18 protein-coding genes are annotated in these 12,177 nt (G+C 47.7%); 16 read left to right on the top strand and 2 right to left on the bottom strand.

From position 1 onward, the window contains the following. Nucleotides 1-9 precede the first annotated feature (9 nt). Nucleotides 10-510 carry a type II toxin-antitoxin system RatA family toxin gene (locus tag HUK38_RS06690; RefSeq protein ID WP_338065371.1) on the top strand — a complete coding sequence of 167 codons (501 nt, stop codon included), beginning with the start codon at nt 10-12 and terminating at the stop codon, nt 508-510. Nucleotides 511-546: 36 nt separating this feature from the next. Here HUK38_RS06690 and HUK38_RS06685 read toward each other — a convergent pair whose 3' ends face one another. After that, entirely contained in the window at nt 547-1,011 is a 465-nt protein-coding gene (locus HUK38_RS06685; RefSeq protein WP_238787506.1) for an outer membrane protein assembly factor BamE, read from the bottom strand. A gap of 143 nt (nt 1,012-1,154) precedes the next feature. Between HUK38_RS06685 and fur the strand changes: the two genes are divergently transcribed. The 14 genes from fur to HUK38_RS06620 all read left to right on the top strand — a co-directional run bounded on the left by fur (nt 1,155) and on the right by HUK38_RS06620 (nt 10,124). Continuing rightward, entirely contained in the window at nt 1,155-1,580 is a 426-nt protein-coding gene (gene fur, locus HUK38_RS06680) for a ferric iron uptake transcriptional regulator (protein ID WP_182583547.1), read from the top strand. Between the two features lie 10 nt (nt 1,581-1,590). Beyond that, entirely contained in the window at nt 1,591-3,189 is a 1,599-nt protein-coding gene (locus HUK38_RS06675) for a class I adenylate-forming enzyme family protein (RefSeq protein WP_182583546.1), read from the top strand. Nucleotides 3,190-3,317: 128 nt separating this feature from the next. Next, nucleotides 3,318-3,467 (top strand): hypothetical protein, encoded by a 150-nt coding sequence (locus HUK38_RS06670; protein ID WP_182583545.1) that lies wholly within the window; start codon nt 3,318-3,320, stop codon nt 3,465-3,467. A gap of 328 nt (nt 3,468-3,795) precedes the next feature. Next, on the top strand, nt 3,796-4,035 hold the full coding sequence (locus HUK38_RS06665) for a hypothetical protein (protein ID WP_182583544.1): 240 nt from the start codon (nt 3,796-3,798) through the stop codon (nt 4,033-4,035). A 39-nt stretch (nt 4,036-4,074) separates the two neighbouring features. After that, nucleotides 4,075-4,332, top strand: coding sequence for a DUF4160 domain-containing protein (locus tag HUK38_RS06660; RefSeq protein WP_182583543.1), 258 nt, complete (start codon nt 4,075-4,077; stop codon nt 4,330-4,332). A gap of 2 nt (nt 4,333-4,334) precedes the next feature. Beyond that, on the top strand, nt 4,335-4,565 hold the full coding sequence (locus tag HUK38_RS06655; RefSeq protein ID WP_182583542.1) for a DUF2442 domain-containing protein: 231 nt from the start codon (nt 4,335-4,337) through the stop codon (nt 4,563-4,565). Further along, nucleotides 4,549-4,680, top strand: coding sequence for a hypothetical protein (locus HUK38_RS15360; RefSeq protein WP_275285006.1), 132 nt, complete (start codon nt 4,549-4,551; stop codon nt 4,678-4,680). Before HUK38_RS06655 ends, HUK38_RS15360 begins: the two co-directional genes overlap by 17 nt. A gap of 24 nt (nt 4,681-4,704) precedes the next feature. Next, the gene (locus HUK38_RS06650) at nt 4,705-4,917 is read left to right on the top strand and encodes a type II toxin-antitoxin system HicB family antitoxin (protein WP_182583541.1); all 213 of its coding nucleotides are present in this window, start codon (nt 4,705-4,707) and stop codon (nt 4,915-4,917) included. Then, nucleotides 4,914-5,102, top strand: a complete 189-nt coding sequence (locus HUK38_RS06645) for a type II toxin-antitoxin system HicA family toxin (RefSeq protein WP_182583540.1) — start codon at nt 4,914-4,916, stop codon at nt 5,100-5,102. Before HUK38_RS06650 ends, HUK38_RS06645 begins: the two co-directional genes overlap by 4 nt. A gap of 101 nt (nt 5,103-5,203) precedes the next feature. Then, entirely contained in the window at nt 5,204-5,410 is a 207-nt protein-coding gene (locus HUK38_RS06640; protein WP_182583539.1) for a hypothetical protein, read from the top strand. Between the two features lie 81 nt (nt 5,411-5,491). Next, on the top strand, nt 5,492-5,701 hold the full coding sequence (locus HUK38_RS06635; RefSeq protein WP_182583538.1) for an antitoxin family protein: 210 nt from the start codon (nt 5,492-5,494) through the stop codon (nt 5,699-5,701). Between the two features lie 166 nt (nt 5,702-5,867). Then, the gene (locus HUK38_RS14890) at nt 5,868-6,749 is read left to right on the top strand and encodes an HNH endonuclease (RefSeq protein WP_202985518.1); all 882 of its coding nucleotides are present in this window, start codon (nt 5,868-5,870) and stop codon (nt 6,747-6,749) included. Nucleotides 6,750-6,818: 69 nt separating this feature from the next. After that, nucleotides 6,819-8,393 carry a ferredoxin:protochlorophyllide reductase (ATP-dependent) subunit B gene (gene bchB / locus HUK38_RS06625; RefSeq protein ID WP_182583537.1) on the top strand — a complete coding sequence of 525 codons (1,575 nt, stop codon included), beginning with the start codon at nt 6,819-6,821 and terminating at the stop codon, nt 8,391-8,393. 135 nt (nt 8,394-8,528) lie between these two features. Next, on the top strand, nt 8,529-10,124 hold the full coding sequence (locus HUK38_RS06620) for a DNA methyltransferase (RefSeq protein ID WP_182583536.1): 1,596 nt from the start codon (nt 8,529-8,531) through the stop codon (nt 10,122-10,124). 45 nt (nt 10,125-10,169) lie between these two features. Here HUK38_RS06620 and HUK38_RS06615 read toward each other — a convergent pair whose 3' ends face one another. Next, a complete protein-coding gene (locus tag HUK38_RS06615; protein WP_338065370.1) occupies nt 10,170-10,487 on the bottom strand; it encodes a type II toxin-antitoxin system HicB family antitoxin in 318 nt (105 codons plus the stop codon). 75 nt (nt 10,488-10,562) lie between these two features. Between HUK38_RS06615 and HUK38_RS06610 the strand changes: the two genes are divergently transcribed. Next, on the top strand, nt 10,563-12,176 hold the full coding sequence (locus HUK38_RS06610) for a cytochrome ubiquinol oxidase subunit I (RefSeq protein WP_182583535.1): 1,614 nt from the start codon (nt 10,563-10,565) through the stop codon (nt 12,174-12,176). Nucleotide 12,177: the final 1 nt, after the last annotated feature.

The following is a 12,177-nucleotide window of genomic DNA, read 5'->3' as shown; positions in this document are numbered from 1 at the left end:
TGATTAAACGTGAATGAATCACACACTCATCAAGTACAGATTGGGGGACAGTATTCAACTATGCCAATTGTTAAAAAGAGCGCATTGGTGGCGCATTCAGATGCCGAAATGTTTCATTTAGTTGCTGATGTCGAAGGCTATCCAAAGTTTTTGCCCTGGTGTCATGCGGCAGCATTATTATCGCGCAATGATGAGCAATTATGCGGACGGATTGAAGTGGCGCGACTGGGGATTCATCAAGTCTTTTCAACCTGCAATCGAATTGAGCCGCCGCGCTATATGTCAATTGAACTGCAAGAAGGCCCATTTCGTAAATTAACAGGCGGCTGGACCTTTACCGCCCTGCGAGCGGATGCCTGTAAAGTGGAATTGCAATTAGAGTTTGAATTTACTGGACATTTAATTAACAGCGCATTTGGCAGCGTGTTTGGGCAAATTGCCAATTCATTGGTAGATGCGTTTTGTCAACGGGCGGATGCGATTTATAAAACGCCCGCTGCCCAGCGGTAATGTGCATTGGTTGAGTGAAGCCAGTCAATAGATTTATCAATTCACGGGCGGGCGCTCGACGCTTTTAAGGTTAATCACATCTAATACGCGCTGCACTAATCCACGTTGATCTTGCCAATCGGGAACGGTCATCACCAATTCACGCGGCTGCGTGGCCGCACGGGCGGCGCGCTCGGGATCGGGTTTCAGAGTGCCTTGTATTTTCACCAGCGCATCTTGTTCAAAAAAGAGTGTTAATTGCCGCAATTCCATTGGCTGATGACCGCGTTTAATGGTATAGGGATAATGCCAATGGTTGGGATGGAATAAATCGGCTAATAACGGTGTACCGAGTAAATAACGCACCTGGGCCTGGGTCATTCCAGGTTTTAATTGATCCACCATTTCTTCGGTGACGATATTTCCCTGTTGAACTGTCATCTTGTATACGAATGGTAAGTCTGACAGCAATGAATCTTGGTAATCAGTTGGCTGGGGCGTATTCGCACAACCGGCTGCCATGAACAGTGCGCATGATTCTATCAATATGAAAATTTTTTGCATTGCCGTGTCAACATCCAATAGAGTTAAAATCAATAAATTAGCCTGCGATGATAACGCAAATTGGCGGCGCGTGATATTCAATTCTTAATCTGGCGGCACCCATGACTAATACACACTCACATATTAAAGCGGTTGGGCTGAAGGTGACATTGCCGCGTGTCAAAATTCTCAACTTGCTCGCCACACAACCATCGCATCATTTGAGTGCTGAAGCTATTCATCAGGCGCTGCAACTCGCGGGTGATGACATTGGATTGGCGACGGTGTACCGTGTTTTGACGCAATTTGAGCAGGCCGGGCTGGTGCTGCGGCATCATTTCGACACCGGACAGTCGCTGTTTGAACTCAATCGCGGGCAGCATCATGATCACCTGATCTGTGTCGAATGTGGCACAGTGGTTGAATTTACCGACGAAGTGATCGAACAGCGTCAAGTCGCCATCGCCGCGCAACACGGATTTGAATTGCAAGGCCACGCACTGGTGTTGTACGGCAGCTGCATCGACTGCCGTCGCCAACAGCATTAGGGCGGCCGCGTTGGCAACGGCGCAGGTCAAGGCGTTCTGGCCGCCGGCGACGGTCTCCATGACAACGCCGGCAGTGCTGACTGCTAATTTTACTTTACATTACAACGACTTAGCCGAGCAAGTTGCGGCGCGTTGCCAGTTGTTACGCCAGCAGGGATTGCGCGCCGGACAGGTGGTATTGACGCCCGCTGGCACCGCAGATGTGGTTGTCATGCTACATGCGCTTGCTCGACTCAACGCCGTATTGTTGCCGATTAGTCACACTGTGGCGTCCGCGACTCGCGACCAGTGGCTGACCACCGCGGCGGTCGAATGGTGTTGGCAATCTGAGACACACCAATTAATTACCACCGGACTTAATCCACCCAGTACTAACGCGGCCGCGTGGTCAATTGATGATCCGCTCACCGCCGTCGTCAGCACCAGCGGCAGCAGCGGTGCGCCTAAATTGGCACTTTTTCGCCGCAGTAGCATTTTAGCCTCAGCCCGCGCCGTCAATGAACGGTTACATTTACACCACAGCGACCGCTGGCTGTGTTGTTTACCCATGCAACACGTCGGCGGCTTGGCGATCAGTTACCGCTGCGCTGTGGCCGGTGCAACAGTGGTATTACAGCCACAATTTGTTCCAACCGAGGTCAACGCGGCGTTACACGATCACGCCATCACCCACCTGTCGCTCGTGCCGATCATGCTGGCGCGGTTATTAGAATTAAACGCCGCGCCGCCCGCGAGTTTGCAAGCGGTGTTAATTGGTGGGCAAGCATTGGAGTATTCATTAGCACAGCGGGCATTAACCGCCGGTTGGCCATTGCATTTGAGTTATGGCATGACCGAGACTTTTTCATTATGTGCCAGTCAGGTATTAATAAAATCACCATTGCCTGATTTGTCCCCCGCGCCCGACTTGATCAAATCTTCCCTGCCTTCTTTGATTAAATCGCCTCTACCCCCCTTTATTAGAGGGGGGGAAGAAGTATTCCCCTCTTTGCAAAAGGGGGGTAGGGGGGATTTATCCAACCAGCAATTAAACAACAGCGATGATTTAATCACCACAAATGATTACCACCCATTGCCGTTGCTGAATTACGCTTGCCCGCCATGCAATCTCGATCAATCACCTCAACCATTACAAATTCACGGCGCTATTTTAATGGCCGGTTATGCCACGCCCGAGCGCCGGCCGGGGATTGGTCTTAATCAAGATGGCTGGTTTACGACGGCGGATGTGGCGTGTCAATTGCCAAATAACACGCTACAAATTCTCGGGCGGGCGGATGATTGCATCGTCATTGCGGGCATGAATATTTGGCCGGCGGCTATTGAACAACAGTTATTAAAAATCGCAGGTGTGATGGCGTGCGTCGTATTAGGAATACCCGCGCCAGACTGGGGTGGGCAATTATTCGCGTTCTATACGGGGAGCGCGGCACCAGATGAATTGATGCAATGGAGTCGTGCGCATTTACGACCGGTGCAGCGGCCGCGAGTATTTATTCAGCGTGACCAATTGCCATTATTACCGTCGGGGAAATGGGATCGGCAACAGTTATTCACCGAATGTCAGGCGATGATGGCACAAATTGAAAACGAGATTGTTAAAAGATGACTGAATTACCTGAATTATATCAATGCAACTATACACCACTGAATCAGGTTTTCGGCTGTACTCCGGCGTCTTGGTTATGTTTATAAAAAGCCTCGTTATTGATGTGATTCACGCCTTTAGAGCCGGTCGTGTTTAATCACAACGAACACCTCGTTACTTTGCGTTTGCCGCGACCAGCAATGCTGCCCGACTCTGCAATTAAAGGAGCAATGCGCGGGATGTTGTCCAGTGTGGATGATTTCGTTACTGCTAAACAACAAGAGATTGATCGAGAATAAAGCGGATGAATGGATACCTGCTTGATGCCTGTACCTTGATTGTATTGAGTGTGTTGCCGCTATCTGGCAATGCAACGCCACGCGATGTTTGATTTTGTTTGATTACATTCAATAAAGCGATTTTAGGTATTAACTCTGTGCCACGCAAAATTATAGAATTGCTGCGTGATCTTGAAAAAGCAGGCTTTTGTAATCGTGGTGGTAAAGGCAGTCACCGCAATTTTCAGCACCCTTCTGGAGTAAGCATGACACTCTCAGGTTAATTCGGTGATGATGCAAAAATTTATCAAGAGCGCAAAGTACAGCAAAAGATTAAAGAGACCAAACAATGAATGATAGTGCAAAATACTTAAAAAGTGTTGCTTGGTCAGATGAAGATCAATGTTTTATTGGTCAATGTCCGGGGGTGATTGGCCCGTGTTGTCACGGGAATGATGAAAAAGCAGTTTATGCAGAATTGTGTGACATCGTGAATGAATGGTTGGAGTTATGGCGAAGTGATGGCAGTCCGTTACCTGCGCCCACTTATGATAAAAGAGTTGTTGAAAAGTTGGTAGAATTTGCTTGATCTTCAATGTAAATTGACTTGCCGCTAAAGAAAAAACGAATGCCCGAAATTAGCCGGTTTCTTGGAATTATTATACGCATGTACATGCGTGAACATGCGCCGCCACATTTTCATGCAGAATATGGTGAGTACGAAATCACTGTTGAGATTGAAACGGGGATTGTCACAGGTAGATTTCCAAGAAGAGCATTGACTGTGGTGCTCGATTGGTATGTGTTACATCAGGGCGAATTGATGGCAAATTGGGAAGCCGCAGCACACAGAAAACCATTGTCTAAGATTGAACCACTGGAGTAAAAATGTTTATTCATGTCAATCATGCTGAATATATTGAAGAGTACAAAGTGCGCTTGTTTTTTAATGATGGCGCGACTGGCATCATCGATTTATCTTCAGAATTGTATGGTGAAATATTTGAACCGCTAAAAAACATTGCATTTTTTAAGTCTTTCAAATTAGAAGGACATACATTAGCGTGGAGTAATGGTGCGGATTTTGCGCCGGAATTTTTGCGTGAGCATATTGGTTGAACAGAGCGGTCAATTGATTTGCTGCCGATTGGCAATTCAACATTATGCGGCGGTTGGTTTTATTTGGTATTGGGTTGATTATGTCAATCCAATTTACGTTATTCAAAATACCTAAAAAATTATCAGGAACATGTCATTTATGTATGCGAATTACACTGCCGTCATTAAACAAAATGGTGATTGGTGGATTGGCTGGATTGAAGAAATACCCGGTGTTAATTGTCAAGAAAAAACCCGTGAAGCGTTATTAAACACGTTGCGTATTACGCTGCAAGAAGCGATTGAATTCAACCGAACGGATGCGATTGCTGCCGCCGGTGTAAATTACACCGAAGAACACATCGCTGTATGAAACGCAGCGCATTTGTAAAGTATTTGCGCTCGCAAAGGTGTGAACTTCTCCGTGAAGGTGGAAATCATTCATGGTGGTGGAATCCCGATCAAAACAAGCGTTCATCTATACCGCGACACACTGAAATTGATGATGTTCTGATGGTTAAAATCTGCAAAGACCTCGGCGTTAAACCAATTAAATGACAATGTTGTTGTAACACCACGCGGCGGTTGATTTTATTTGGTTTTGGGTTGATTGTATCAAGCTAATCTACATTGTTGTAATCATTTAGGGTAATGGTATTATGAATGTACATGCAGAATATATTTTAGACGAAAATTCAAACACGCGGTCTGTCATCATTCCGTACTCTGAATGGAGAGAAATAGTTGAAGAATTAGAAGAGCTTGATGATATTAAGGCTTATGACCAAGCGAGACATGAAGCCAATATTGAAGTGATAGATTTCGAGCAGGCTGTCACTGACATTAAGACAGGAAAAATCGTGTGATCTATGCGATCAAATTGTGTTGAATGAGTTGCATCAACGCAACCTAATTTGCGACTGCCGATATAAACAGTGAGGTCAGTGATGTATCAAGCAATTGAAGCAATTTGCCAAAACGGCGTGATTCAACCTTTAGAGCCGGTCGTGTTTAATCACAATGAATACCTCGTTATTTTGCGTTTGCCGCGACCAGCAATGCTGCCCGGCTCCGCAATTAAAGGGACAATGCGCGGGATGTTGTCAAGTGTGGATGATTTCATTGCCGCTAAACAGCAAGAAATTGATCGAGAATAACGCGGATGAATGGATACCTGCTTGATGCCTGTGCTTTGATTGCATTAGTGTGTTGTTGCTGATTAGCAATGCGACACCACGCGGCGGTTGATTTTGTTTGGTGTTGGGTTGATTATGTCAGATCGATCTGCGTTGTTAACATTAACTTCACTTGGGTGAAAAATCTATGGACATATTTGCTGTGCGATTGATTCCAGATTTGCGGCTTGGTACGCCATATTCTAGTTATCCAACTGAGGAGGAAAAAAGAAGAATATGCAACAATGCTGGAATAGACTGGTTTTATGAAGCGGTCAATTTTATGTCCGAATCCGGTTTAGTAAAGGGATATTTACCACCGAGTCCGTTGAATAAAGTGAAAGAATCAAAAGACTTTGTTTTGATTACAATAACGAGAAAAACGCATGGAAAGACAGGCAGAGCAATAGAAGGTGGAAACAAAATATTTGGTATTCAGGCGGGATGCGTATACGTTGGAGAAAAGCTTCGCCCCGATAGTAACATGTTAACTTACCATTACACTTGCCTCGAATCATTCTCATTGCCTTTTAACTTTCCATTGTCTGATGCAATAGAAAACATTGAGAACGATCGTCGGTGGGGGCAAAATAATTTCTACGAAGTCGAGAGGCTAGCTTTAGAAAAAGTTATAGCACTTGCTATAAAGCAAGGCTGTATTGAAAAAAACAATGCAGTTTTGCAAAGAATCTTGTCGTTACTCTCTGACGACGATATATTTAATAATGAAGTCGAAACAGTATTGAAAAATGGAGAGATAACAGAGCCAGAAGGAAATAGACAACCATCACAAATAGAAGTGCTGGTGAATCGGTTCAAACGTGATCCGAAAGTTGCAGCCTATGCTCTACGAGAGGCTGAGGGTGTATGCCACGATTGTAACAAAGATGCGCCATTCATATCCAAAAAGACGAACATGCCATTTCTTGAAGTGCATCACATCATTCCATTAAAAGAAGGCGGGGAAGACACAATAGATAATGTTGTAGCATTGTGCCCGAACTGTCACCGCAAGCGACACTATGGCTGATAATACTACCTAGCGGATAGGTTTCAGTCCTAGTTAATTAACAACGATCCGAAGTAATAGAAATTCACTATGGAACTCACCGTTTGGACGTATGAAGGCCCCCCGCACATCGGCGCGATGCGCATTGCCGCATCAATGGACGCGGTGCATTGCGTATTACACGCCCCCGTCGGCGACAGCTACGCCGATTTATTATTCACCATGATTACCCGTAGCGCCGAGCGCCCGCCGGTCAGTTATACAACTTTTCAAGCGCGGGATTTAGGTGGTGACACAGCCGAATTATTCAAAACGCGCTTGCAAGCGACCTATGATCGTTTTCAACCGCAGGTCATGTTAATTGGTGAAGCCTGCACGGCTGAATTATTACAAGATCAACCCGGTGCATTAGCGCAGGGTATGGGTTTACCCATTCCCGTCGTGCCGCTCGAATTACCGGCGTTTTCGCGTAAAGAGAATTGGGGCGCGAGTGAAACATTTCATACGCTCGTGCGGCATTTATTACGCGGTCATTCACCGGTGAATCATTCGCCATTCAACGGGCGCCAGCCGCTCGCCAATTTACTCGGCCCCACCGCGCTCGGTTTTCGCTGCCGTGACGACATCACCGAAGTGCGGCGGTTACTCGACAGTCTCGGCGTCGCGGTCAACGTGATCGCGCCCGCCGGTGCCACGCCCGCCGATTTGCTGCGCATTCCCAACGCCGATTTCAACATCTGCCTGTACCCCGAAGTCGCGCACAGCACCTGCGTGTGGCTCGAACGGATGTTTCGGCAGCCGTGGGTGCGCACCGTGCCCATCGGTGTCGGCGCGACGCGGGATTTCATCACCGAAGTCGCCCAAGTGATCGGCATTGACCCCGCGCCAGCACTCGCTGCTGCCAAAACGCGGTTGCCGTGGTACTCGCGCTCGGTGGACTCGACCTATTTGACCGGCAAGCGCGTGTTTATTTTTGGTGACGCCACGCACGTCACCGCCGCCGCCCGCATCGCTACCGAGGAATTGGGATTTACTGTTGTGGGATTAGGCACTTACAGCCGCGAGTTTGCCCGCGAGGTGCGCGCCGCGGCGGAGCAGTACGGCGTCGAGGCGCTGATTACCGATGATTATTTGCAGGTCGAGGCGCAGGTCGCGGCGTTGCAACCGGAGTTGGTGCTGGGAACGCAGATGGAGCGGCACATCGCCAAGCGGCTCGGTATTCCGTGCGCGGTGATGTCAGCGCCGGTGCATGTGCAGGATTTTCCCGCTCGTTACGCGCCGCAGATGGGTTTTGAAGGCGCGAACGTCATTTTTGATACTTGGGTGCATCCGTTGATGATGGGGCTGGAGGAGCATTTGATTACGATGTTCCGCGAGGACAGCGAGTTTCACGATCACGCCCCGCCCGCGCCCCCGATCAATGCTGGCGCTGCGGCGGTGGACATTAACGCGGGTGCGTCGTCACCTGCGCCAGTCGCCGCTGCGCCCGACTCGTCATCCGACACGCCGCAGTGGCAAGCGGATGCCGAGCAGGAATTGCGCAAAATTCCGTTTTTCGTGCGTGGTAAAGCGCGGCGGAATACCGAGCAGTTCGCCCGCGAGCGCGGGTTGGCGGTGATTACGGTTGAGACGCTGTATGACGCCAAAGCGCATTTCGGGCGGTGAATGAAAACGGCGATGAGTAAATTGAACTGTGCTGGCGCGATTCAGTTTTAATGAACCGACCAGCACAGTTGCCTTGATTGTTATTCCCGCGACGGCGGGGTTTAATTCGCGCAGTTGTGGGAATGACTTGGAGTGATGATGAACCAACTATTCTACGGCGACAATTTAGACGTATTGCGCAATAAGATTAAAGATGAGAGCGTGGACTTGTGCTACATTGATCCGCCATTTAATTCTAAACGCAATTATTTCCAGATTTATAATAACGTCGGCAAAGAAGACGCGGCACAAGCGCAGGCATTTATTGATACTTGGACGTGGAATGAATTAGCCGAGTTGGGTTGGTTAGATATTACGCAAACTCGCCAAAGTGATTACACGCGGCAGACAATTGAATTATTAAAAGGCTTGCGGGCGGTATTGGGGACGGGCAGTTTGCTGGCGTATTTGGTGAGTATGACGCAGCGGGTGAATGAGATTTGGCGGGTATTAAAACCAACCGGCAGTTTTTATTTGCATTGTGACCCAACCTGTAGTCATTATTTGAAATTGATGTTGGATAGTATTTTTTGTCCAAGGGGCGGAGATTATTTGAATGAAATTGTTTGGGAACGGACTTTTAATTCAGGCAGCAGTAAATCTATAGCGCGGAAATTTCCAACCAATACTGATAGCCTTTTTTTGTACAGTAAAACATCAGAATATTTGTTCAATAAAATCAATCGGCCCTATAGTCAAGGCGCCCTAAAACGCTACGATAAAATAGATGAACAAGGTCGAAGATTTAAATGGAATCCATTGAAAACAGTGTCCGCTGAAAGATTAAATAGGCTGTTGGAATCAGGCGAAGCAAAAATAATACTTACGTCAAAATATCCAGTCTACAAGCATTATTTTAATGAAGAAAAAGGGGCGCCCGTCAGCAATCTTTGGAACGATATTGGCCAAATTGGCACGTTTGGTGGTGAACGCCTCGGCTACCCCACCCAAAAACCCGAAACCTTATTAGAACGCATTATTCAAGCCAGCAGCAATGCAGGCGACCTGGTATTAGATGCGTATTGCGGCTGCGGTACCACCGTTGCTGTGTCCCAGCGATTAAATCGGTCATGGATTGGAATAGACATCACTTACCAAAGTATTGCGTTAATTCTCCAACGATTAGAAGACAGTTTTGGCAGCGACGTATTAACTAATATCAGTTTAAGCGGCATCCCGCGTGACATGGCATTCGCCCGCGCTTTGGCTAATAAAAAAGATGACCGATTACGCAAAGAGTTTGAGAAATGGGCGGTATTAACTTACAGCAATAATCGCGCCGTCATCAATGATAAAAAAGGTGCCGACAAAGGCATTGACGGCGTTGCGTACATTGCCACTGGTAAAGAAAAAACCGCCACAGCGCCGGTCATTATTCAAGTCAAATCTGGCAAAGTACAGCGCAATGACATTGCCACGTTACGCGGTGATATGGCGCGAGAACAGGCAGTCATGGCGGTATTGATTACATTAGAAGAACCGACCAAACCCATGCGGGATGAGGCAATAGCGGCGGGGTTTTATCAGCATGAGTTTTTACACCGCAATTACCCGTGTATTCAAATCGTGACCATTCGTGAAATGCTTGAAGACGGCCGCCGCAGTGATTTACCGCTGCATCACGCAGTGATTAAAAAAGCGGCGGCAGCAAAGACCAGTGAGCAGGGTATTTTATTGGCGGGTGATGATTGATAGCCAATTAAAACTGGCATAAAACAGATTAAACGCATCAGCCAATTACACCGCCACGTCCACATATTTAACATGACATTGTGTCGCAGGCGGCGCAATTCCATCCTCGCGCAACCCTTCCAAGTGGAACAGAATCGCCTCGGTGATTTCGCGTGTCACTTTTTCAACCGACTGCCCAGTCGCAATACAGCCGGGCAAATCGGGAACGTAGGCGGAAAAATTGCCGGCCGCTTTTTCGATAACGATGGCGTAACGCATTGATTTAACTTCTAATCTGCTTGTTTGAAAAAACTGTTTAGGAAATGCCGCCCCGCCCGCCCGCGTCATTCCCAACCCGTCACAAATTGCCAGTTGCCCGCGCACCCGGATGTGTGCATTATCACCGCGTCACTGGTTGACATCCGCCCATCTCCCATCAATTCACTGGGGAATTAAACAATGCTTGACAGTAGTATGATCGAGCTATCGCGCTGGCAATTCGCCTCCACCGCGATGTATCACTTTTTATTTGTCCCGCTGACGCTCGGTTTATCCTGGATTCTGGTCATCATGGAGAGCGTTTATGTGATGACCGGCCGTGAAATCTATAAAGACATGACCAAGTTTTGGGGCAAGTTATTTGGGATTAACTTCGCCCTCGGCGTCACCACCGGCTTGACAATGGAGTTTCAATTCGGCACCAACTGGGCGTATTACTCGCATTACGTTGGTGACGTCTTCGGCGCCCCGCTGGCTATTGAAGGGTTAATGGCATTCTTTTTAGAATCTACCTTCATTGGATTGTTCTTCCTCGGCTGGGAACGATTAAGCAAACGCCAACATTTAACCGTCACCTTTTTAACCGCATTTGGCTCTAATTTATCCGCGTTGTGGATTTTAATTGCCAATGGCTGGATGCAAAACCCCGTCGGTTCTGAATTCAGCTTTGAAACGATGCGCATGGAAATGACCAGCTTTACTGAATTGCTGTTTAATCCCGTCGCGCAAGTCAAATTCGTTCACACCGTCGCCGCCGGTTACGTCACCGCCGCCATGTTCGTCATGGGTATTTCATCGTGGTATCTATTAAAAGGGCGTGATGTCGCCTTTGCCAAACGTTCGTTCTCCGTCGCCGTCGGTTTCGCGCTCGCGTCTATTCTATCGGTCATTTTATTAGGTGACGAATCTGGCTATGAAATTGGCGAAATCCAGCGCGTCAAATTAGCGGCGATTGAATCAGAATGGCACACTGAACCGGCCCCCGCTGCCTTCACGATTTTCGGTATTCCCAGCAATGAAGATGAAGCCACGCACAATGCCATTAAAGTCCCCTGGTTATTAGGCTTAATTGCCACTCGTTCATTAGATGAGGAGGTGGTTGGCTTGAAAGATTTAATAGCAAAGCACGAAATCCGTATTCGCTCCGGCATGATCGCCTATGATGCGTTACACAAACTGCGCAATGGTGAAGATACGCCGGATATTCGCGCCGTGTTCACGCAACACAAAGCCGATCTTGGCTACGGGTTATTATTAAAACGCTATGTTGACAATCCCGCACAAGCGAATGAAGAACAGATTAAATTGGCCGCCAAAGATTCAATTCCCCAAGTGGCGCCGTTATTCTGGAGTTTCCGCGTGATGGTCATGTGCGGCTTCTGGATGTTGCTATTAATTGCGTTAGGGTTTTATTACAATGCCAAGCGCACTTTGCAAGAACAACGCTGGTTATTATGGATGTTTTTATTCAGCATTCCCGTCCCCTGGATCGGTGTGGAAACCGGTTGGTTTGTTGCTGAATTCGGTCGTCAACCCTGGGCAATTGGTGAAGTCTTGCCCACTTACATTGCCGCGTCGAGTTTAACCGCGCAGGAAATCATGTTGAGTTTAACCGGGTTTATTACCTTCTATACGATTCTCTTCTTGATTGAAATGTTTTTAATGTTCAAATTCAGCCGCCTCGGCCCCAGTTCATTGCACACCGGACGGTATTTCCACGAACGGCAAACCAATCATCTAGGTGGTGGCGCAATTGCAGCAACGGCCGCGACTCAAAAGGCGCAGGGAGAATAAT

Source organism: Thiospirillum jenense, assembly GCF_014145225.1.
Taxonomy (GTDB): domain Bacteria; phylum Pseudomonadota; class Gammaproteobacteria; order Chromatiales; family Chromatiaceae; genus Thiospirillum; species Thiospirillum jenense.
This window is presented reverse-complemented; position numbering and strand designations above follow the sequence as displayed.

Coding starts and splice junctions, on each gene's coding strand:
- HUK38_RS14890 (WP_202985518.1), top strand. CDS start 5,868: ATGGACATATTTGCTGTGCGATTGATTCCAGATTTGCGGCTTGGTACG.
- HUK38_RS06655 (WP_182583542.1), top strand. CDS start 4,335: ATGTTTATTCATGTCAATCATGCTGAATATATTGAAGAGTACAAAGTG.
- HUK38_RS06610 (WP_182583535.1), top strand. CDS start 10,563: ATGCTTGACAGTAGTATGATCGAGCTATCGCGCTGGCAATTCGCCTCC.
- HUK38_RS06620 (WP_182583536.1), top strand. CDS start 8,529: ATGATGAACCAACTATTCTACGGCGACAATTTAGACGTATTGCGCAAT.
- HUK38_RS06665 (WP_182583544.1), top strand. CDS start 3,796: ATGAATGATAGTGCAAAATACTTAAAAAGTGTTGCTTGGTCAGATGAA.
- HUK38_RS06660 (WP_182583543.1), top strand. CDS start 4,075: ATGCCCGAAATTAGCCGGTTTCTTGGAATTATTATACGCATGTACATG.
- bchB (WP_182583537.1), top strand. CDS start 6,819: ATGGAACTCACCGTTTGGACGTATGAAGGCCCCCCGCACATCGGCGCG.
- HUK38_RS06650 (WP_182583541.1), top strand. CDS start 4,705: ATGTATGCGAATTACACTGCCGTCATTAAACAAAATGGTGATTGGTGG.
- HUK38_RS06645 (WP_182583540.1), top strand. CDS start 4,914: ATGAAACGCAGCGCATTTGTAAAGTATTTGCGCTCGCAAAGGTGTGAA.
- HUK38_RS06640 (WP_182583539.1), top strand. CDS start 5,204: ATGAATGTACATGCAGAATATATTTTAGACGAAAATTCAAACACGCGG.
- HUK38_RS06685 (WP_238787506.1), bottom strand. CDS start 1,011: ATGGCAGCCGGTTGTGCGAATACGCCCCAGCCAACTGATTACCAAGAT.
- fur (WP_182583547.1), top strand. CDS start 1,155: ATGACTAATACACACTCACATATTAAAGCGGTTGGGCTGAAGGTGACA.
- HUK38_RS06635 (WP_182583538.1), top strand. CDS start 5,492: ATGTATCAAGCAATTGAAGCAATTTGCCAAAACGGCGTGATTCAACCT.